Origin of the sequence: Actinomadura chibensis NBRC 106107, from assembly GCF_001552135.1 — a bacterium.
Taxonomy (GTDB): Bacteria; Actinomycetota; Actinomycetes; order Streptosporangiales; family Streptosporangiaceae; genus Spirillospora; species Spirillospora chibensis.
Genome location: NZ_BCQP01000004.1, coordinates 70753 through 89976, shown reverse-complemented (window position 1 = coordinate 89976; position 19224 = coordinate 70753). Strand labels below are relative to the sequence as shown.

At 75.0% G+C, this 19224-nt stretch carries 20 protein-coding genes; 8 read left to right on the top strand and 12 right to left on the bottom strand.

What is annotated here, in order from left to right:
* Positions 1-115 precede the first annotated feature (115 nt).
* Positions 116-967: a 3-methyl-2-oxobutanoate hydroxymethyltransferase gene (gene panB / locus ACH01S_RS02315; RefSeq protein ID WP_067884786.1), complete on the top strand. Its 852-nt coding sequence runs from the start codon at positions 116-118 to the stop codon at positions 965-967.
* A 135-nt stretch (positions 968-1102) separates the two neighbouring features.
* Here panB and npdG read toward each other — a convergent pair whose 3' ends face one another.
* On the bottom strand, positions 1103-1801 hold the full coding sequence (gene npdG / locus ACH01S_RS02310) for an NADPH-dependent F420 reductase (RefSeq protein WP_067884784.1): 699 nt from the start codon (positions 1799-1801) through the stop codon (positions 1103-1105).
* A 108-nt stretch (positions 1802-1909) separates the two neighbouring features.
* Here npdG and ACH01S_RS02305 point away from each other — a divergent pair, with 108 nt between their 5' ends.
* Entirely contained in the window at positions 1910-2512 is a 603-nt protein-coding gene (locus tag ACH01S_RS02305) for a hypothetical protein (protein ID WP_067884782.1), read from the top strand.
* Positions 2513-2519: 7 nt separating this feature from the next.
* Here the strand turns inward: ACH01S_RS02305 and ACH01S_RS02300 are convergent, their stop codons facing one another.
* Positions 2520-2699 (bottom strand): hypothetical protein, encoded by a 180-nt coding sequence (locus tag ACH01S_RS02300; protein WP_067884781.1) that lies wholly within the window; start codon positions 2697-2699, stop codon positions 2520-2522.
* A 71-nt stretch (positions 2700-2770) separates the two neighbouring features.
* Between ACH01S_RS02300 and map the strand changes: the two genes are divergently transcribed.
* The 3 genes from map to ACH01S_RS02285 are packed head-to-tail and all read left to right on the top strand — an operon-like array spanning position 2771 to position 5419.
* The gene (gene map, locus ACH01S_RS02295; protein ID WP_067884778.1) at positions 2771-3622 is read left to right on the top strand and encodes a type I methionyl aminopeptidase; all 852 of its coding nucleotides are present in this window, start codon (positions 2771-2773) and stop codon (positions 3620-3622) included.
* 59 nt (positions 3623-3681) lie between these two features.
* On the top strand, positions 3682-4371 hold the full coding sequence (locus ACH01S_RS02290; protein ID WP_067884776.1) for a ComEA family DNA-binding protein: 690 nt from the start codon (positions 3682-3684) through the stop codon (positions 4369-4371).
* Between the two features lie 19 nt (positions 4372-4390).
* Complete coding sequence (locus ACH01S_RS02285) at positions 4391-5419, top strand: DNA polymerase ligase N-terminal domain-containing protein (RefSeq protein WP_067884774.1); 1029 nt, start codon at positions 4391-4393, stop codon at positions 5417-5419.
* On the opposite strand, the gene ACH01S_RS02280 is transcribed toward ACH01S_RS02285, so the two are convergent.
* A complete protein-coding gene (locus ACH01S_RS02280; RefSeq protein WP_067884772.1) occupies positions 5413-6036 on the bottom strand; it encodes an NAD(P)-dependent oxidoreductase in 624 nt (207 codons plus the stop codon). The genes ACH01S_RS02285 and ACH01S_RS02280 overlap by 7 nt on opposite strands.
* 110 nt (positions 6037-6146) lie before the next feature.
* On the opposite strand from ACH01S_RS02280, the gene ACH01S_RS02275 reads away from it, so the two are divergent.
* On the top strand, positions 6147-6497 hold the full coding sequence (locus ACH01S_RS02275; protein WP_067884771.1) for a winged helix-turn-helix transcriptional regulator: 351 nt from the start codon (positions 6147-6149) through the stop codon (positions 6495-6497).
* 173 nt (positions 6498-6670) lie between these two features.
* Positions 6671-7387: a metal-dependent hydrolase gene (locus tag ACH01S_RS02270; RefSeq protein WP_174564850.1), complete on the top strand. Its 717-nt coding sequence runs from the start codon at positions 6671-6673 to the stop codon at positions 7385-7387.
* Here ACH01S_RS02270 and ACH01S_RS02265 read toward each other — a convergent pair whose 3' ends face one another.
* The 3 genes from ACH01S_RS02265 to ACH01S_RS02255 are packed head-to-tail and all read right to left on the bottom strand — an operon-like array spanning position 7388 to position 10144.
* Positions 7388-7978, bottom strand: coding sequence for a hypothetical protein (locus ACH01S_RS02265; RefSeq protein WP_067884769.1), 591 nt, complete (start codon positions 7976-7978; stop codon positions 7388-7390).
* The gene (locus ACH01S_RS02260; RefSeq protein ID WP_067884767.1) at positions 7975-9438 is read right to left on the bottom strand and encodes a sensor histidine kinase; all 1464 of its coding nucleotides are present in this window, start codon (positions 9436-9438) and stop codon (positions 7975-7977) included. The genes ACH01S_RS02265 and ACH01S_RS02260 overlap by 4 nt, the downstream gene beginning before the upstream one ends.
* Before the next feature lie 16 nt (positions 9439-9454).
* Positions 9455-10144 (bottom strand): winged helix-turn-helix domain-containing protein, encoded by a 690-nt coding sequence (locus tag ACH01S_RS02255; RefSeq protein ID WP_067884764.1) that lies wholly within the window; start codon positions 10142-10144, stop codon positions 9455-9457.
* A gap of 101 nt (positions 10145-10245) precedes the next feature.
* Here ACH01S_RS02255 and ACH01S_RS02250 point away from each other — a divergent pair, with 101 nt between their 5' ends.
* Entirely contained in the window at positions 10246-12000 is a 1755-nt protein-coding gene (locus ACH01S_RS02250) for a hypothetical protein (RefSeq protein WP_067884762.1), read from the top strand.
* Here ACH01S_RS02250 and ACH01S_RS02245 read toward each other — a convergent pair.
* The 6 genes from ACH01S_RS02245 to ACH01S_RS02220 all read right to left on the bottom strand — a co-directional run bounded on the left by ACH01S_RS02245 (position 11994) and on the right by ACH01S_RS02220 (position 19205).
* Positions 11994-13091: a baeRF3 domain-containing protein gene (locus ACH01S_RS02245; RefSeq protein WP_067884760.1), complete on the bottom strand. Its 1098-nt coding sequence runs from the start codon at positions 13089-13091 to the stop codon at positions 11994-11996. The two genes, ACH01S_RS02250 and ACH01S_RS02245, sit on opposite strands and share 7 nt — an antisense overlap.
* 102 nt (positions 13092-13193) lie before the next feature.
* On the bottom strand, positions 13194-13850 hold the full coding sequence (locus ACH01S_RS02240; RefSeq protein WP_067884758.1) for a response regulator: 657 nt from the start codon (positions 13848-13850) through the stop codon (positions 13194-13196).
* Between the two features lie 13 nt (positions 13851-13863).
* The gene (locus ACH01S_RS02235) at positions 13864-15099 is read right to left on the bottom strand and encodes a sensor histidine kinase (RefSeq protein WP_067884756.1); all 1236 of its coding nucleotides are present in this window, start codon (positions 15097-15099) and stop codon (positions 13864-13866) included.
* A gap of 60 nt (positions 15100-15159) precedes the next feature.
* A complete protein-coding gene (locus ACH01S_RS02230) occupies positions 15160-17262 on the bottom strand; it encodes a bifunctional copper resistance protein CopD/cytochrome c oxidase assembly protein (protein WP_083980199.1) in 2103 nt (700 codons plus the stop codon).
* Between the two features lie 9 nt (positions 17263-17271).
* Positions 17272-17943: a copper resistance CopC family protein gene (locus ACH01S_RS02225; protein ID WP_067884753.1), complete on the bottom strand. Its 672-nt coding sequence runs from the start codon at positions 17941-17943 to the stop codon at positions 17272-17274.
* Between the two features lie 128 nt (positions 17944-18071).
* Entirely contained in the window at positions 18072-19205 is a 1134-nt protein-coding gene (locus tag ACH01S_RS02220; protein WP_174564849.1) for a DUF5685 family protein, read from the bottom strand.
* Positions 19206-19224: the final 19 nt, after the last annotated feature.

Below are 19224 nucleotides of genomic sequence, written 5' to 3'. Positions count from 1 at the left end.
ACCTCCGGGTCCGTCCGATCCGGGAATGGCGGGGCCTTTCCGTTTCGTTCCTCAAGTGGCACGATCGGTCTCGTCTGGGTACGCCACCGTGGCGCCTCAAGACCGGAGGTTTCGCATGTCTTCTTCTGTCGCGCCCCCCGCGCAGCCGGCCGCACTCTACGGCGGTACCAGCGGACGAAGGGTCACCGTACGCGACATCGCCGCAGCCAAGGAGCGGCACGAGAAGTGGCCGATGCTCACCGCCTACGACGCGATGACCGCGCGGATCTTCGACGAGGCCGGGATCCCCGTGCTGCTCGTCGGCGACTCCGCCGCGATGGTGGTGTACGGCTACGACTCGACCATCCCGGTCACCGTGGACGACCTGATCCCGCTCACCGCGGCCGTCGTCCGCGGGTCCAAGCGCGCGATGGTGGTCGCGGACCTGCCGTTCGGCTCCTACCAGACGGGCGTCCCCGAGGCGCTCGCCGCCGCGACCCGGTTCCTGAAGGAGACCGGCGCGCACGCGGTCAAGCTGGAGGGCGGGCGGCGGATCGTCCCGCAGGTCGAGGCGATGGTCGCCGCGGGCATCCCGGTGATGGGCCACCTCGGCCTCACGCCCCAGTCGGTGAACGTCTTCGGCGGGTACCGGGTGCAGGGCCGCGGCCAGGACGGCGAGGAGCTGATGGCGGACGCGAAGGCGCTGGAGGCGGCGGGCGCGTTCTCCATGGTGCTGGAGTGCGTGCCTGAGGACCTCGCCGCGCGGGTCACCTCGTCGCTGTCCATCCCGACGATCGGGATCGGCGGCGGGAACCAGACCGACGCGCAGGTGCTCGTCTGGCAGGACATGGCCGGGCTCACCCCGCGCACCGCGAAGTTCGTGAAGAAGTTCGCCGACATGAACACGCTGCTGAGCGAGGCCGCGCGCAGCTACGCCGACGAGGTCGTGAGCGGCGCCTACCCGGCGCCCGAGCACTCCTACAGCTGATCCGCCGGAGCGTCCCGACGTCCCGCCGCCGGTCCACCCCGGGCGGCGGGACGGCGACCGCCCGCACGGCCGCCCCTCGCCCCGGCGCGGCCGTGCGGGCGCCTTCGTCCCGTGCTTCTGCTTCGTCCAGTGCGTCTAGACGTCGGTGACGCGCAGCCCGGCGTGCGCCTTGTAGCGCCGGTTGATCGAGATCAGGTTCGCGGTGAACGCCTCGACCTGGTGGGCGTTGTGCAGGCGCCCGCCGTAGACGCCGCGCATGCCGGGGATGCGGCCGGCGAGCGCCTGGACGAGGTCGGTCGCCTCGCGGTCGTCGCCGAGGACCAGCACGTCCAGCTCCATCCCGTCCACCTCGGGGTCGAGCAGCAGCTTGGCGGACACGTGGTGGAACGCGGCGACGACGCGGCTGTCCGGCAGGACGGCGGCGGCCTGCTGGGCGGCGCTGCCCTCCTCGACCGGCAGCGCGAACGCGCCCTTCCCCTTCTCGAAGCCGAGCGGGTTCACGCAGTCGACGACGACCTTCCCGGCCAGCTCGGCGCGCAGGGACTCGAGGGTGGCCTTGTGGCCGTCCCACGGCACCGCGACGATCACGACGTCGGAGCCGCCCGCGGCGGCCGGGTTCTCCGCGCCGGACACCGGCAGGTCCCCGCCCGCGGCCAGCTCCTCGGCGGCCGCCTGGGCGCGGTCGGCCCGCCGGGACCCGATCGTCACCCGGTGCCCGGCGAGCGCGAACCGGCGGGCGAGGCCCTTGCCCTGGTCTCCGGTGCCGCCGAGGATCCCGATCGAAAGACCGGTCACGTCGGGGAGGTCGTAGGGCGTCTTAGGCTGCTCAGTCATGCCGCCGAGTCTGCCAGGCGGGCTCGGGGCGGCCGCGCGGCGGGGTTGCGGCACGGCGCGGACCGGCGTGCGTAAAACACCCTTGTCCGGCGCGGTTCCTGAGGCACCATGGTGGCCGTGGACGCCGAGCAGATCGTCATGTTGCGTGAGGTGCTGTCGGCCACCGGCTGGCTGGAGCGGACGCGGGAGTTCGGCCGGGCGCTGCGCGTCACGTCCCGGACGCCGGGCGGCCTGCTGCTCGTCGGCACGCCCGGCGACGACCCCTGGCACCTCGCCGCCCACCTGGACGACGAGAGCCGCCTCGCCTCCGTCCCCGGCCTCGCGCCGACCCTCGTCCGCTGGACGCCGCCCGCCGACGCGCCGCCCCACCTGCGGGTCGGGCTGGAGCGGCTGGAGGCGGCCCGGCGCGGCGAGACGCTCTTCGTCGTCGCCGAGGAGGAGGCGCCCGTCCCGCTGCTGGAACGGGTGGACGACGCCCGCCGCGTCGGCGCGACCGTCCTCGCGCTGGAGGGCGGCGACAAGGACCTGCGGGGCCTCGCGCACGAGGCGCTGACCGTCCCGCCGGACGAGGCGCTGATCTCCTTCGACGGGGCGCAGCACCTGGTCAGCGCGGCCGCCGGGGAGGAGCGGGGGAAGGCGCCGCGCGGGCTCCGGCACCGCCTCGCCAAACTCCTGGACGCGGTGACCGGGCCCGTCGTCGACCAGCCCTGACGGCCGCTCAGTCGTCGCGGTCCTGCTTGCGCCACGCCTCGTTGCGCTCGCGCGCCAGGGCGAGCGCGCCCGCCGCCGCGCTCTCCGACTCGTAGGGGCCCATCCGGTCCTTGCCGGGGCAGCCGGGCCCGTGCTCGACCTTCATGTGCTTCAGGCAGAACCACCAGTCGCCGTCGTCACCGGCCATCGGCACTCCTCTCGATCCGGCTCCCGGCACGGGATTCGTTGCCGCGAGCGCGCTGACTACACTCCATCACTATGACGACCCAGCTTCTCCGGCCCGGCAACGTCTCCCCCATGCGCAAGGTGCCGTCGAGCATCCCGCGCCCCGAGTACGTGGGGAAGAAGCGCCCGAAGACCGGCGAGCCGGACGTCAAGTCGCCCGAGGTCATCGAGCGGATGCGGGTGGCCGGGAAGATCGCCGCGCAGGCGCTTGAGGAGGTCGGCAAGCACGTCCGGCCGGGCATCACGACCGACGAACTGGACGCCATCGGCCACGAGTTCATGCTCGACCACGGCGCCTACCCGTCCACGCTGGGCTACCGCGGGTTCCCGAAGTCGCTGTGCACCTCGATCAACGAGGTGATCTGCCACGGCATCCCTGACGACACCGTCCTGCGCGACGGCGACATCATCAACGTCGACATCACCGCCTACATCGGCGGGGTCCACGGCGACACCGACGCGACGTTCCTCTGCGGCGACGTCGACGAGGAGTCGCGGCTGCTGGTGGAGCGCACCCACGAGGCGATGATGCGCGGCATCCGGGCGGCGAAGCCGGGCCGCCGGCTGAACGTGATCGGCCGGGTCATCGAGTCCTACGCCAAGCGGTTCGGGTACGGGGTGGTGCGCGACTTCACCGGCCACGGGATCGGCACGACGTTCCACTCGGGGCTCGTCGTCCCGCACTTCGACGACCCGAACGCGACGACGGTCATCGAGCCGGGGATGACGTTCACCGTCGAGCCGATGCTGACGCTCGGCACCCACGACTACGACATCTGGCAGGACGGCTGGACGGTCGTGACGAAGGACCGCAGGCGCACCGCGCAGTTCGAGCACACGCTGCTGGTGACCGAGGACGGACACGAAATCCTCACCCTGCCGTGACCGATCTGTTGATCTAGAGTCCGATTCACGTCCACATCCGGCCGGGAGACCCTCGAGAGATGAACGCCCCAGCGCCGTACGAGCCGAGGGTCCCCTCCGACAGCATGCCGCCGGGGCGCGCGGCGCTCAGCGTGACGTGGGCGGCGCTGCCGTTCCTGACCCTCGGCTACGCCACGCCGTTCACCTTCGCGGCGGCGGCGGTGTGGCGGCGCAGCGCGCACCTGCTGGTGTCCACCACGGTCTACATCGGCGTGTTCGCGCTGATGATGGTCCTGCTGCCGGACATGGGCAAGGACGGCGGCTCCGAGCGCTTCGTCGGGATGCTGATGTTCGTCCTCGCCGTGGTGGGCTGCGCGCACGCGTTCATCATCCGGCGCCGCGTGTTCGACCCGCACGGGCTGTCGGCGGTCGACAACGAGGCCGTGGTCGAGCGCGTCAAGCGGCGGCGGCTGCTGCGCGACAAGGCGCGGGCGCTCGCCGAGTCCGACCCGGGCCTCGCCAGGGAGCTGCGGATCGGGCGCCCCGACCTGCCGCGCCAGTACAACGACGGCGGGCTCGTCGACGTCAACCACGCCCCGCCGGAGGCCCTCACGCTGCTGCCCGGCGTCACGCCGGAGCTGGCCGCGCGGATCGAGCGGGTGCGGGCCGAGACGGGCGGGTTCATGTCCGCCGAGGAGCTGTCGGCGGTGGCGGGGCTGCCGCCGTCCCTCACCGGCGACCTCGCCGACTACGCCGTCTTCATCCGCTGATCGCGGGTACGAACCGGGCGTGACCCCGAAGAAGCGGACGAAGGACGACGACGGCGACCGGCTCGCCGAGTACCGGGGCAGGCGGGACGCGGGGCGGACGCCGGAGCCCGTGCCGGAAGCGCGGGCGGCGCCGCGCGGGGACGACGACACGTTCGTCGTCCAGGAGCACCACGCGACCAGCCTGCACTGGGACCTGCGCCTCGAACGCGACGGGGTGCTCGTGTCGTGGGCCGTCCCGAAGGGCCTGCCGTGGAGCCCGGACACGAACCACCTCGCCGTCCGCACCGAGGACCATCCGCTGGAGTACGCGACGTTCGAGGGCGAGATCCCGCGCGGCGAGTACGGCGCCGGGACGATGACCATCTGGGACGCGGGCACCTACGAGACGGAGAAGTGGTCCGAGCGCGAGGTCAAGATCGTGATCCGCGGCGCGCGGGTGTCCGGCCGGTACGTGCTGTTCCGGACGCGCGGCAAGAACTGGATGATCCACCGGATGGACCCGCCCGCCGACCCGGACGCCGAGCCGCTGCCGGAGTCGGTGCGCCCGATGCGCCCGGTCGAGCGGGCGCGGCTGCCGCGCGACCGGGACGCCTGGGCCTTCGAGTTCGCGTGGGGCGGGCGCCGCCTCGCCGCCTACGTCGAGGGCGGCCGGACGCGCTTCACCGACGACCGGGGCCGTCCGGTCGACGGGCCCGGCGGGCTCGGCTCCCGGCTCGGCGCGGCGCTCGGCTCCCGGCCCGCGCTGCTGGACGGCGAGCTCGCCGTCCTGGAGGGCCGGGAGACGTACCTGATCGTCGACCTGCTGCACCTCGACGGGCATCCGCTGCTGGACGTCCCGTACCGGGAGCGCCGGGAGCGGCTCGACGGGCTCGAACTGTCGGGCCCGCGCTGGCAGACCGCGCCGTGGTACCCCGGCGACGGCGACGCCGTCCGGGACGCCGCCGCCGCGCAGGGCCTGCCGGGGGTCGTCGCCAAGCGCCTCGACTCCCCCTACGAGCCGGGCGAGGAGTCGGACGCCTGGCGGTTCGTCCCCGCCGAGCCTCAGTAGGCGACGGTGATGCGGCGGCGGACGGCCTGGTTCTTCTCCAGTTCGTCCACGACCGCGACCGCGTAGTCCTCGGCGCTGATGGCGCTGTTGCCGTCGGCGTCGGTGAGCAGCGCGTCGCCGCCGGTCCGGAACTCGCCGGTGCGCTCGCCGGGCTGGATCACCGCGGGCGGGGACACGTAGGTCCAGTCCAGGTCGTCCGCCTCGGCGCGGATCAGCTCCAGCAGGGCGTCCTGGGCGAGGGCCTCGCCCTTGTACTCGGCGGGGAACTCGGGAGTGTCGACCAGCCGGACGCCGGGCGCGACCTCCAGGCTGCCCGCCCCGCCGACCACGACCAGCCGCCGGACCCCGGCCCGGCGCAGCCCGTCGAGCACGCCGCGCCCGGCGGCGAGCAGCGGGCCGGTCGCCTCCGATCCGTCGCGGGGCGGGGCGATCGCCAGCACGACGGCGTCGTGGTCCGCGGCGTACCGGGCGACCGCCTCCGCGTCGCTCGCCTCGCCGGGGGCCGTCCCCTCCGCCCCGCTGCGGGTCATGCCGGAGACGGAGTGGCCCCGGCCGAGCGCCTCCGCCGAGACCCGGCTGCCGATCATCCCGGTCTCGCCGATCACGAGAATCCTCATCGGTCCTCCTTGGGAGTCATCGAACGTCGTTGATCATGGTCGTTCGCGAGAACGACGGTATCCATTGGATACTGGTTACTACAACGAACCTTTGGTACCCTTCGGAAACCATGAAGGGTGACGCGTTCGATCCGGACTGCCCGACCCGCCTCGTCCTCGACCGCATCGGCGACAAGTGGTCGGTGCTCGTCGTGCTGAGCCTCTGCGACGGCCCGAGCCGGTTCACCCGGCTGCGCGACCGGATCGGCGGCGTCACGCCGAAGGTGCTCACCCAGACGCTCCGCGCGATGGAGCGCGACGGCCTCCTCACCCGGACGGTGTTCCCCGAGGTGCCGCCCCGGGTCGAGTACGCGCTGACGCCGCTCGGCAGGTCGCTGCAGACGCCCATCGAGGCCATCGCCGACTGGGCGGAGGAGAACGTCGAGGCCGTCGTCGCGTCCCGCGAGAGCCACGCCGGCTGACCGCGAAGGCCACCCGAACCTCGCGTGGGCGGACGGAACCGGGCCCGTCCGTCCGCCATCAAACGGGCTAAGCGCCCCTTCGGCGCGCCGCCGCTGAAATGCGACGGCGGCGGGCTAGAGTCCCGCCCTGAGGCGGGCGGCGGGGACGGGTCTGGAAGCGGGGACAACTGCAGATGATGGGCAAGACGCACGCCCTCAGCGGGGCGCTGGCATGGCTCGCCGCCGTGCCGGTGATCGCGCAGGAGGGGCTGCTCGGCGACCACGCGGTGTCGCTGTCGGCGGAGCAGGTCGCGGCGGGCGCCGTCGTCTGCGCGGGCGCGGCGATCCTGCCCGACATCGACCACCACAACGGACGCATCGCCAACACGTTCGGGCCCATCACGCACCACATGTGCAAGTGGATCGGCAAGCTGTCGGGCGGGCACCGGCACGCCACCCACTCGATCCTGTTCGCCGTCGCGATGGGCCTCGCGATGGACTACCTCGCCACCCACTACGTCTACGCCTGGTGGGCCTGCCTGTTCATGATCGTCGGCCTCGGGCTGCGCGGGATCGGGCTCGACTTCGAGGGCAGGGAGCCGCAGTCGGCGCTCGCCGACTGCGCGCTCGCCCTCGTCGCGGTCTGGCTGATGCACAACATCGACATGAGCTTCGTCGGGTTCGCGGTCGGGCTCGGCTGCTTCGCGCACGTCGTCGGCGACTGCCTGACGCCGCGGGGCTGCCCGGTGTTCTGGCCGCTGCCGTACCGGATCGACGTCCCGGTCATCCCGAAGACGGACGGCAAGGTGGAGCGGTGGGTGGTGATGCCCGTCCTCACGCTCGGCATCGCCGTCCTCGCCGTCCGGTCGGTGCTCGGCGACACGACCACCCAGTGGCTGACCCGCGGCTGATCAGCCCAGCAGGTCGGCGAACTCGCCGCAGACCAGCACCTTCCACGGCCGGATGACCTCGTCGTTCCCCGTGGCGACGAGCACGACGCGCTTCACGCCGGGGACGGTCTGCGCGGTGCACGCGAGCTGCGCGAGCGCGGTCCTCGGCCAGCCGAGCTCGCGCTCGGTGAGCCGGGCGCCGGCGGCCGTCCGGCCGGTGGCGACGGTCAGGTCGACGATGAGGTCGCCCGGCGGGCCGCCCGGCCGCACCACGATCTCCCGGTCCGGCGGCACCGTGGTGCGCAGGCCCTTGCGCCGTTCCGCCGACGTCGCCGGGACGCGGAGCTGCGCGATGCTCAGGTACGGCTGGCCGGGCAGCCCCGGCCGGACCACCGGGACCAGCATGCCGCCCCTCACCAGGTAGACGGTGATGGTCGCGGCCTTGCCCGCCGCGACCGGCGGGCTGCCCGCGCCGATGATCCCGGTCGGCTGGACGCCGAGGCCGCCCGGCGCCGGGACGACCCGGGCCGCCACGGCCGCGAGCGCCGCCGCCGCGACGAGCAGGGCGAGCGCCTTGCGCGGCCGGGTGAGCGTCCATGGCCGGCGCCTCATGAGGGGTCCTGCCCTTCGGGGAGCCACAGGGTGAAGACGGCGCCGCCGCCCGGGGCGTTGGCGGCGTCCAGGGCGCCGCCGTGCAGGACCGCGTTCTCCCTGGCGATGGACAGGCCGAGGCCGCTGCCCTCGCTGCGCGAGCGCGCCGCCTCCGACTTGACGAACCGGTCGAAGACCACGGGGAGCAGGTCGTCCGGCAGGCCGGGGCCGCGGTCGGACACGACGACCTCCACGCCCGCCGCGCCGTCCCGCTCGGCGCGGCCGAAGCGCAGCGCGACCGGCGGGCGGCCGTGCTTCAGCGCGTTCCCGGCGAGGTTCGCGACGATCACGTCGAACCGGCGCGGGTCGAGGCGGGCGAACAGGCCGGACGGGCCCTCCACGGCGACCTCGTCGTGCCAGCCGCGCGCCCGGAGGGTGGCCGCGACGGCGGCGGCGACGTCCACGTCGTCGAGGACGAGCGCGGCCGCGCCCGCGTCGAACCGGCTGATCTCGATCAGGTGCTCGACGAGCTGCCCGAGCCGCCGGGTCTCGCCCGCGACGAGCCGGGCCGCGGTGCCGCCGCCGGTGCCGCCGCCCGCCGCCGCGGCCTCCTCCGCGAGCAGGTCGGTCATCGCGACCATCGAGGTCAGCGGCGTGCGCAGCTCGTGCGAGACGTCCGCGACGAACCGGCGGGACGCGGCCTCCATCGCGCGCAGCTCGGTCACCGTCCGCTCCAGCGCCTCGGCGGTGGCGTTGAACGTCCGGGCGAGGTCGGCCAGCTCGTCGCCGCCGCGCACGGCCACCCGCGTCTTCAGGTCGCCCGCGCCGAGCGCGCGGGCGGCGGCGCCGAGGCGGCGGACCGGGCGCAGCACCCCGCCGGTCGCGAGCAGCGCGAGGGCGAGCGCGGCGACCAGCGCGGCGGCGTCCGCGACCAGCAGCGCGCGGGTGAACAGCCGCAGGTCGGCGGCCTCCCGGCTGAGGCTCGCCGACACGAACACCATCGGCGGGGTCGTCCGCCACGGCTCGTCGACCGTCGTCAGGTAGCCGGTGACGCGCGCGCCGACGAGCAGGTAGGGCCTGCCGTGCCAGATCATCCGCTGGAACACCATCCCGTCGACCGCGCGGCGGGCGAACTCGGGGCTGACCGGCACGTCAAGCTGCGGCGGGTCGGGGAGGACCAGGCGGCCGTCCAGCGGCACGGGCACCGCGGCGACGCTGCGGCCGGGGCCCGCCAGGGCGTCCGCGAGCTGCGCGCGGACGAGCCCGTCCGTGTCCGGCGGGAGCTGCGGCGGGATCTGCCGGGCGAGGGTGTCGCGGACGTCGGTCAGCACCGCGTCCTGCGCCCGCTGCAGCATCAGCCGCCTGAGCAGGACGTAGGAGATCCCGGACGCGAGCAGCGCGGCGAACAGCGCGACCGCGGTGAACGCCGCCGCCAGCCGCACCCGCAGCCCGACCGACCACGGGCGGCCCCGGCCGGTCATGGGCGTCCCCGGCCGGTCACGGCGCGGCGAACCGGTAGCCGAAGCCCCGGACGGTCTCGATCAGCCGCGGCTCGGCGGGCTCGTCCTCGATCTTGGCGCGGAGGCGCTGCACGCAGGCGTCCACCAGCCGCGAGTCGCCCGGATAGGTGTGCTCCCACACCTCGGCGAGCAGGTGCTGGCGGGTCAGCGCCTGGCCGGGGCGGCGCGCGAGCTCCAGCAGCAGCCGCAGCTCGGTCGGGGTGAGGCGCAGGTCGGCCCCGGCCTTGGTGACCTTCAGCGACGTCCGGTCGATGACGAGGTCGCCGTAGGCGGAGCGGTCGACGAGGGTGTGGTCGGCGCGCCGCAGCACGGCGCGGATGCGGGCGTCCAGCACCCGCGGCTCGACCGGCTTCACCACGTAGTCGTCCGCGCCCGCCTCCAGGCCGAGGACGACGTCGAGGTCGTCGCCGCGCGCGGTCAGCAGGATCACCGGGAGCGCCCCGCCGCCGCACAGGTCGTCGCGGCGGATCCGGCGGCACACCTCGATGCCGTCGACGCCGGGGAGCATCACGTCCAGGATCGCGATCTCGGGACGGCGGGCCCGCAGCGCCGCGAGCCCGTCCTCGCCGGTCGCGCGGGACGTGACGCCGTGCCCCTGGCGGGTGAGGGCCAGTTCCAGGGCGGTCCGGGCGGACGGATCGTCCTCCACGAAGAGAATGCTCGCCACCCGGACATTATTCGCCACCGTTGATCGTCCCCAGCCGAGTGTCACAGGATCCGGACATCGCGCAGACAAGATCATGACAGTGCGCGCGGACGGTGGACGCCATGACGCTCGCCATCGCCCCGCCCCGGATCCCGGCCGGCTCGGCCGCGCCCGCTCCCCCGCGTCCCGCGCGGCGGCCCCGGGCCCTGCCGTGGCTGCTCGTCGCGGGGACCGTCGCGCAGGTGCTCGTCCGGCTCTGGTTCGCCCGCGCCCGGACGGGCCCCGCCGCCGACCCGGACGAGACCGGCTACCTCGTCGCGGCCCGGTGGCTCGCCGGCGGGCCGGGCGGCGACCTGACCGGGCACACGTTCTACCAGGGCGGGTACCCGCTGCTGCTGTCCCCCGCGTACTGGTTCGCGCGCGACCCGGCGACGGTGTACGCGCTGGTCATGGGGATCAACGCGGTGCTGGGCGCGCTGCTGTTCCCGCTCGGGTACGCGGCGGCGCGCCGGTTCGGGTTCGGCCGCCGGGCGGCGGCGCCCGTCGCGTTCGCGGCGGCGCTGCTGCCCGCGACGGCGTTCTTCGGCGCGTTCGCGCTCGCGGACGCCGTCCTGCCGACGCTGGTGCTCGCCTGGCTGCTGGCGCTCGACCGGTTCGCCCGGCGCGGCCGGGCCGTGGACGCGGTCGCCGCGAGCCTCGCGGCGTCGTACGCGGCGGCCGTCCACACGCGCGGGACGGTGCTGCTCGCCGTCCACGTGGGCGCGCTGATCGCGGTGGCGGTCACGCGGCGGAGCGTCCGCGCGGCTGCCGCCGGGGGCTGCGCCGCGGCGGCCGGGCTCGCGGCGGGCACGGCGCTGAACGCACAGGTCCGGGCCGCGCTGTACCCGGGCGGCGCGCGCGACCTCGCCGGGACGCTGGAGTCGCGGCTCACCTCGGTGCCCGGCCAGGAGTGGGCGCTGTCGGGCGCGACGGGGCAGGTCTGGTACCTCATCGTCTCCACCTGGGGGCTCGCCGGGGCGGGGCTCGTCGCCTTCGCGGCGGTGCTCGTCCGCCGCCGCGCGTCCGCCGCCGACCGGACGATGGCGGCCGTCGTGCTCGCCGCGACCCTCGGGATCGCCTACGCCTCGTCCGCCGCCCTCGCCGACGAGCACCGGGTCGGCAACTTCGCCTACGGCCGGTACCTGTCGTGCGTGGCCCTCGTGTACACGCTGGCGGGCGCGGCGGCGCTCGCCCGGTCGCGCGGCCGGGCGGCGCTCCGGCTGACGGCGGCGGCGGTGCTCACCGCGGAGGTCGCCGGGCTGTGCGTCACCGCCTACGCGGGCGAGCGGCTCCGCACCCACAAGTTCATCGGCTTCGACTTCCCGGAGGTCATGTTCCTGACCGGCGACCGGGCCGCGCTGCACCTCCAGGAGGCGACGCTCGCGGCGTGCGGGCTGCTCTGCTGCTTCCTCGCGCTGTCCAGGCTGGGCGGACGCCGCGCCGCGCCCGCCATGGCCGCCGCGCTCGCGGCGGTCGGCCTGGCGGCGCTGACGTCCGCGATGGGGCCGGCGCCGCGCCGCGAGACCCCGCCGCCGCCGTTCCCGGGCCCGGCGGCGGGCGGCGTCGCCGCGGACGTGTCGCTCACCTGGGTCGCCCGGATCAAGCTCATGCACCCGGTGTGGTGGACGCGCGTCGACCGCGTCGACGTCCGCGCCGGGCGCCCGCCCGCGAAGGGCGTGTGCACGGTCGTCGTCGCCCTGCCGGACGGGACGCCGCCCGAGGCGTCCTGGCCCGGCCACCCGGCCGGGTGGCGCCCGCACACGGGCCGGACGGGACCGGACGGCTGGGTGAGCTGGCACGCCCCGTCCTGCCCGGCGGCGACGGCGCGCGGTCAGTAGCGGGTGACCAGCGCGATCCGGTCGTGGTCGACCAGGAAGCCATCCGACACGAACGTGACCTCGCCGCCGTATTCGAGGGTGGTCTCGATGGCGTCGTCCACGGCGTCGTCGATGACGTCCGCGCCGCGCAGGACGCCGGGCATGCCCTCCACCGGGACCAGCTCGCCCTCGGCCTTCACGGCGGGCGCGTAGTAGCCGCGCTCGACGACGAGGTGCTCGCCCCGTCCCTCCTCCACCAGCCGGACGACCTCGCACAGGCCGCCCGCGTACCGCTGGATGCTGCGCGCCGCCTCCAGCTCGGAGAGGACGCCGACCTCGCGGAGGTCCTCGTAGGCGGCGAGCGCCGGGCGGGCGGCCTCGGCGAGCACTCTCGGCGCGGCGCCCTCGAAGCTGCCGTCGACGCGTCCCGCCACGGTGAGGTGCGGCCCGGCGGCCTCGTCGAAGAACGCCTGGTGGCGGGTGACGCCCGCGACGATCAGGGGGCGCCGGTCCCGGGCCAGGACGCGGTCGAGGGCGCTCGCCGCGTCCCGCATCAGGCGGCGGTGCCGCTCGCTGTCGCCGCTCTGGGCCGGACGGCGCGACTGCCGTCCCGACCCGGCCTCGTCGATCCGCTCCGGTTCGACGGGGAACCCGTCGGCGGCGTGCTCGGCGAGGTCGTCGCCCCGGCCGTCCCAGAGGCGGACCCGCTGGTCGGACAGGGACAGCAGCCAGTAGCGCCGGGCGCGCGTGTAGTCGGCGACGAGGTCGCGGGTGGCGAAGCCGGTGTCGACGACGACCCGCTCGTCCACGTGCTGGGCGATCGTGAAGGCGTGGTGCTCGCCGCCCGGCGCGGCGAACAGCACGAGGCCGTCCGAGGCGTGCCGCGGGTCGGTCTCGCCGGCGGCGTGCTCCAGGCCGCGCAGGACGTGGTCGGCGGTGTCGGCCGGGACGCGGGGGTCGGCGCGCAGCCGGCGGCGCACCTCCGCGAGCAGGTTGCGGAGCCGGATCGGGTCCTGCCGGTTCTCCGGAGCCGAGCGGTGCGTCGGCAGCAGCACCGACACCGCGGGGTAGGCGCGCGGCTTGCGCAGCTCGGACAGGGTGACAGCGTCCATGATCCCCCGATCTGTTTGCTTTTGCCCTTTCTGCTTTTCTAGCTACTCGGGGGTAAACAAGGCGTAAGCCGCAGGTCACGGCTGCGCGTTCGGCGGGCGCGATCAGCCGGGGGTGATGAACGACGTCTCGTAGGCGAAGATCACCGCCTGGGTGCGGTCGCGCGCCTGGAGCTTGCCGAGGATGTTGCCGACGTGCGTCTTCACCGTCTGCGGGCTCACGAACAGCTCCTGCGCGATCTCGGCGTTGGAGCGCCCCTTCGCCATCAGCCGCAGGACGTCGGCCTCCCGCTCGGTCAGCCGCTCGTGCCACCGCGTCGCCCCGCGCCCGCCGCCGGACGGCCCATGTCGCGCGGCGAGCTCCCGGATCGCCGCAGGAAACAGCAGGCTCTCCCCGTGCGCCACCATCCGGATCGCCTGGAGGATCTCCTCCGGGCGCGTCCGCTTCAGCAGGAACCCGTTCGCACCCACCTTCAGCGCGTCGTACACGTACTCGTCGTTCTCGAACGTCGTGACGACGATGATCTTCGGCGGCTCCGGGACGGTCTCCAGGATGCGGCGGGTCGCCTGGATGCCGTCGAGCCGCGGCATCCGGACGTCCATCAGGACCACGTCGGGGCGCAGCCGCCGGACCGCGTCCGGCACCTCGGCGCCGTCCGCCGCCTCGCCGGCCACCGCCAGGTCGTCCTCGGCGCCGATGATGGCCGCGAGCCCGGCCCTGATCAGCCGCTCGTCGTCGACCAGCAGAACCTTGATCGTCATGTTCCGGACCTCGTCATGTCCCGGACCTTAGCGGCAGCGAGACGCGGAACCGCCAGGCGTCGCCGTCCGGGCCCGCGCTCATCTCGCCGCGCAGCACGGTGACCCGCTCGCGGACGCCGCCGAGCCCGCGCCCGCCGCCGTGCGCCGCGGCGTCGCCGCGCACCGCGCCGAGCGGGTTGCTCATCTCCATCTCCAGCCGCTCGCGCTCGACCCCGAGCCGGAGCCGCACGGGGACCCGTCCCGCGTGCCGCAGCGCGTTCGTCAGCCCTTCCTGGACGATCCGGTACGCCTCCCGCGACACCGCCGCCGGCACGTCCGCCACCTCCGGTCCCACCTCCGCGTCGAGCTTCACCCCGGCGATCCTCGTCTGCTCGAGGAGCCGCCCGAGGTCCTTCAGCGTGGCCTGCGGCGCCGTGCGGGACGCGTCCTCGCGCAGCAGCCCGAGCACGTGGTCCAGGTCCTCCAGCGCCGCGCGGGCGGACTCCTCGATCGCGCCGAGCGCCTCCCGGGCGAACGCCGGGTCGCTGTCGAGGACGCGTCCGGCCGCCCCGGCCTGGAGGGTCACGACGCTGAGCGCGTGCCCGACCGAGTCGTGCAGCTCCCGCGCCAGCCGGTTCCGCTCGGCGAGCCTGACCGCCTCCGCCTCGACCTCGGCGAGCCGCTCCGCGGCGGACGGCCCGAGGAACCTCGGCGCCAGCCGGGACATCATCCGTCCCGCGCCGACGATCAGCGCGAGCAGCGCGGCCAGCGACAGCAGCCCGACCGGCGGGGCGGGCCACTGGTCCCAGGCGGGCTGCCAGCCCCAGGCCTTGAGGAAGTCCTCGTCCCAGCGCACCCACGGCGCGGCGACCATCACGAACGCGAACGGCGGCACGGCCAGGCTCAGCCCGCTGACCACCACGCCGACGCCGAGGTGCAGGCCGAACCACGCCCCGGCGCGGCGGCGGCTCTCCCACGTCCGCGCGGACGCGGGCACGAGCGCCGCGCTCGGCCCCCTGAGCAGCTCCTTGGCGAGCGCCGCCGCCAGCAGCCGGACGGTCGGCACGAGCCCCGTGACGAACGTCGCCGCCGCGGGCATGACGAGGAGCCCCAGCACGATCTTGACGGCGGGGCCGCCGAAGGGCAGCAGCGGGATGAGGAGGGTGATGCCGAGGAACCAGTACGGCATCAGCAGCGCGCCGCCCACGACGAGGTGGGACCAGCGCAGCCACGTCGTCCGCTGGACCAGCGGCCGGAGCACGCGCGTCACACGACGATCCTGGCAGACGCGCCGCCCGCCCTTACTCCCCCGCGCGGGGGAGATCGCAGCTCAGGGCGCAGCGCCGGACCCCTGCTCGCCCGCGCTCCCGCCGGGCTCGGGGGATTCGGCGGGCTCGGCCGCCGCCGCCGCGGGCTCGGCCGCCGCCCGGTCGCGCTCCGCGAGCCTCGCGAGACGCGCGTTGTAGGCGGCGAGCTCGTCGTCCGCCGCGTGCCCGGCGGCCGCGGCGCGGTCGGCCCTGCGGTCCAGGCGGCGGGCCTGCCGCTGGTCGTCCAGGTACCACTGCACCGCGAGGACGAGCAGCACGATGAACGTCGGCACCTCGCCGAACCCCCACGCGATCGCGCCGCCGGTGTGCTGGTCCTTGAGGACGGTCGTCCCCCAGGGCGGGTCGACGGCCGTGTACCACCCGCGGGCGAGCGCCTGGCTCATGTTCATCAGCGCGATGCCGAAGAACGCGTGGAACGGCATCGTGACGAACAGCAGCAGCAGGCGCCCCGGGTAGGGCAGCTTCTTCGGCGCCGGGTCGACGCCGAGCAGCACCCAGAAGAACAGGCTCCCGGCCAGGAGGAAGTGCACCGTCATGGCGATGTGGCCGAGGTGGTTGCGCATCGCCTTCTCGAACAGCGGCGTGAAGTAGAGCGCGAACGTGCTCACCACGAAGATCGCCGTCGCCACCCCGGGATGCGCGATGACGGCGACGTACCGGCTGTGCAGCATCGTGGTCAGCCACTCGCGCGGCCCCCGGTCGCCGCGGATCCGGGCGGGCTTCAGGGCGCGCAGCGCCAGCGTCACCGGCGCGCCGAGGACGAGGAAGATCGGCACCAGCATGTTCAGCACCATGTGCTGCGCCATGTGCACGCTGAACAGGATCGGCGCGTACTTCGCGACGCCGGTCTGGGTGGCGATCACGATGGTGACGAGCCCGAGGATCCAGGACGCGGTCCGCAGCGCGGGCCAGGAGTCGCCGCGCCGCCGCAGCCGGACGACCGCGGCGAGGTAGACCCCGCCGAGGACGGCGACCAGCGCCGCGAAGAACAGGTCGAACTGCCACAGCGTGGCGAGCCGCGCCGGGGTGATCGCCGGCGGCATGTCGTAGCCGAGCAGCGCCTTGACGGCCGTCTCCGGCTCGCCCGGCGCGGGCGGCGCGGTGCGCGCCAGCGCCACGGCGAGGCCCATCGTCCCGCCCATCACGGCGGCCTCGACGGACGCGAGCCGGGTGAACGCCCACGGCTTGCGCGCTTCGAGCGCGGGGAGCGTCCGGGTGCGGTGCCACCAGCCGAACCAGCCGAGCGCGCAGAACGCGACGATCTTGCCGAGGGCGAGCCGCCCGTAGTCGGTGTCGACCAGCTCGACGGGGTCGGGCAACCGGGCGATCACGTTCACCAGCCCGCTGACGCCGACGGTGACGTAGCACCACAGCGCCATGCGGCTGTACCGGTCGGCCATGAGGGCGAGCCGGTCGCGGCCGAGCAGCGCGTGCACGCCGACGATCGCGAGCCCGCCGACCCACGGCGCGACGGCCGCCACGTGCAGCGCGACGCCCGTCGTGGCGGTGGAGTGGTTGGCGGCCGACGCCGAGTGCCCGGTCAGCGGCGCGGGCAGCAGCGCGATCGCGGCGAGGGCGAGCAGCCCGAACGCGGCGGCGGGCGTGGTGGTGGTGCGGGCCAGCAGCGCGACGACGACGGCCAGCAGCACGACGACCATCAGCGCGGTGCCCTGCGGCAGCGAGCCGACGTAGCTGCTCAGCTCGCTGCCGGTGAGGACCTGCTCGACGGGCTGGCCGAGGACGTCGGCGACGGTGAAGACGAGGGTGGCCGCCGCGGCGGCGGCCCAGGCGGCGGCGAGCCAGGACGCGGCGCGCAGGTACCCGGTCGCGTCGCCGGACAGCCGCCCCGGGCCGCGGCCGCCGCCCTCGACGGGCAGCAGCGCGGCGGCGGCGAGCAGCGCGCCGACGGTCAGCGCGGACAGCAGGTCCATCGCCGTCCGGGACGCCGGGAGCCCCCACCGGGTGACGACGCCCGCGTCGCCGAGCCCGGGGATGACGGTCTCGGTGACCGCGCCGCCGAGGACGAGCCCGGCCACGAGGACGCCGCCCGCCGCGGCGACCGCGACGGCCGCCGCCCGGTAGACGCCGAGGCTGCCCTTCGTCACGTCCGGCCCCTACTCGCTTCCGGTGGTCGCCGGCTGCTTGTCGGCGGCGGGCGCCGCCGGGTGCTTGCGCTTGGCCCGGAGCACGATGGCGAAGCCGATGCCGGCGCCCACGACCAGCCCGCCGATGATCAGCCCCCAGAGGAGCATGTTGGAGCCGGAGTCCTTCTTGTCCGCCTCCTCGGCCTGCTGCTGGTCGAGCTTCAGCGGCTGCTCGTCGGTGGTGGCGGCCTGCCCGGTCTGCTGCTCGGCGCCGACCCCGCCCGCCGACGGCGGCGGCGCGGACGGCTCGGACGCGCCGCCGGAGGAGCTGAACGTCAGGTCGTCGCCCTCGACCGCGTGGCCGTCCGCGCCGACGACCCGGTAGGCCACCGTGTACTTCCCGGCGGGCAGCGGGCCCTGCACGTTCTGCACCACCTCGGTCCCGCCGGAGCGCTCGGCCGGGCCCTGCTGGTAGGTCTTGCCCGACTCGTCCTTGACGATCACCTTCGCCATGCTGATCTTGTCGCTGAAGACCAGCGTGACCTTGACGACCCCCGGCATCGTCGCGCCCTTGGCCGGAGTGCTGCTCACGAGCCGGGTGTGGGCCAGTGCGGGGGTGGCGGTGACGGCGCCGAGCGCCGCGGTGAGGGCGGCGACGAGGGCGAGGCGGCCCAGGGGCCGGCGAGTCTTGAGGATGTTCATGGAGGCCGGGTTCTCTAGTGGGGACGTCGGGGCTCCGTCCACCCTACTGAGACGGCGGCCGTGGCACGTCCCGGGTCACAGAACACGACGAAACACGCGATCAGGACACCCGCCGGGCCCGCTCCCGATCAGTTGCAGCCGCAGTCGCAGTCGCAGCAGTCGCATCCGTCGCAGCAGTCGCAACAGTTGCAGCAGTCGCAGCAGCCGTCGCAGTTGCCGCAGCCCCCGTCGCCGCAGTCGCCGTGCCGGGTGCACCAGCAGCGGTCCCCGCACGAGTCGCCGTGGTGCTCGCTCCACTCGGGCTGGAAGACGCCGCAGGTCACGCAGACGAGCGTCCCGGTGAAGCACGGGACGGGCCAGCCCGGCCGCGGCCCCCGGGGCCCCTTCGGCCCCCGCCGCGACGCCTGGACGGGCTCGGCGAAGACGCGGTCGAGCGAGCGCCCGGCCTCCCGGTCGAGCAGCGCCCGGACGAGCCGCGGCCGCTCCAGCTCCAGGTCGGCGAGCGCCAGCCGCAGTCCGCGCAGCGCGTCGTCGGCGTGCCGGCGCGCCTCGTCCAGCCCGGTGCCGGTGGCGAGGAGCGGGTTGTAGGCGCCGCTCTCCCGGTCGTCGGCGAGGTCCTCGACGGCGTCGATGAGGTGGGCGAGGCGTCCGAAGAAGCGCCCGGCCTCGGCGAGGGTCTCGGCGTTGGACTCCCGGCCCGCGAGGACGGCCGTGTGCGCGAACACCGCCGCGACGGCCGTCTCGGTGGGCTCGGTCAGGTCGAGCAGGCCGAGCCCGGGCGACGCTTCGAGGACGGGCTGGCGCGCCACCGCGTCCCGCAGCACCGCCGGGTCGAACCCGACGGCCGCGCCCGTGCGGGCGCCCGCGGCGTCCCACCGGTCGGCCATCCGCCCGGCCGCGGCGGCGACGAGGCGGCGCGCGTAGGGGCCGTCGCCGTCCGCCACGTGGTCGCGGGTCTTGCCCGCCGCCAGCAGCAGCGACGCCGCCGCCGCGAGCTGCGCGCCCCGCGCCCGGGCGGTGACGACCTCGGCGCTCCGCATCCCGCGCAGCGCGCACGGCCCGGCCTTGCGGCGCGGCGACAGGTCCGGCGCCTGCGCCTCGACCAGGACCGAGACGAGCAGCCCGTCGTAGTTCGTGACGAGCCGCGCCGCCTGGCCGTGCTCGGCCCGCAGCGTCAGGCACAGCCCGCACAGATGCGCCATCCAGTCCTTGAACAAGGACCCGCACAGGACATGACGGCATGGCCGGACGACACCGAACACCGCAGACTCCCCCACCTCA

Coding starts and splice junctions, on each gene's coding strand:
- ACH01S_RS02280 (WP_067884772.1), bottom strand. CDS start 6,036: ATGAGGATTCTCGTGATCGGCGAGACCGGGATGATCGGCAGCCGGGTC.
- ACH01S_RS02290 (WP_067884776.1), top strand. CDS start 3,682: ATGAACGCCCCAGCGCCGTACGAGCCGAGGGTCCCCTCCGACAGCATG.
- ACH01S_RS02305 (WP_067884782.1), top strand. CDS start 1,910: ATGGTGGCCGTGGACGCCGAGCAGATCGTCATGTTGCGTGAGGTGCTG.
- ACH01S_RS02265 (WP_067884769.1), bottom strand. CDS start 7,978: ATGAGGCGCCGGCCATGGACGCTCACCCGGCCGCGCAAGGCGCTCGCC.
- ACH01S_RS02245 (WP_067884760.1), bottom strand. CDS start 13,091: ATGGACGCTGTCACCCTGTCCGAGCTGCGCAAGCCGCGCGCCTACCCC.
- ACH01S_RS02270 (WP_174564850.1), top strand. CDS start 6,671: ATGATGGGCAAGACGCACGCCCTCAGCGGGGCGCTGGCATGGCTCGCC.
- map (WP_067884778.1), top strand. CDS start 2,771: ATGACGACCCAGCTTCTCCGGCCCGGCAACGTCTCCCCCATGCGCAAG.
- npdG (WP_067884784.1), bottom strand. CDS start 1,801: ATGACTGAGCAGCCTAAGACGCCCTACGACCTCCCCGACGTGACCGGT.
- ACH01S_RS02275 (WP_067884771.1), top strand. CDS start 6,147: ATGAAGGGTGACGCGTTCGATCCGGACTGCCCGACCCGCCTCGTCCTC.
- ACH01S_RS02240 (WP_067884758.1), bottom strand. CDS start 13,850: ATGACGATCAAGGTTCTGCTGGTCGACGACGAGCGGCTGATCAGGGCC.
- ACH01S_RS02250 (WP_067884762.1), top strand. CDS start 10,246: ATGACGCTCGCCATCGCCCCGCCCCGGATCCCGGCCGGCTCGGCCGCG.
- ACH01S_RS02225 (WP_067884753.1), bottom strand. CDS start 17,943: ATGAACATCCTCAAGACTCGCCGGCCCCTGGGCCGCCTCGCCCTCGTC.
- ACH01S_RS02260 (WP_067884767.1), bottom strand. CDS start 9,438: ATGACCGGCCGGGGCCGCCCGTGGTCGGTCGGGCTGCGGGTGCGGCTG.
- panB (WP_067884786.1), top strand. CDS start 116: ATGTCTTCTTCTGTCGCGCCCCCCGCGCAGCCGGCCGCACTCTACGGC.
- ACH01S_RS02300 (WP_067884781.1), bottom strand. CDS start 2,699: ATGGCCGGTGACGACGGCGACTGGTGGTTCTGCCTGAAGCACATGAAG.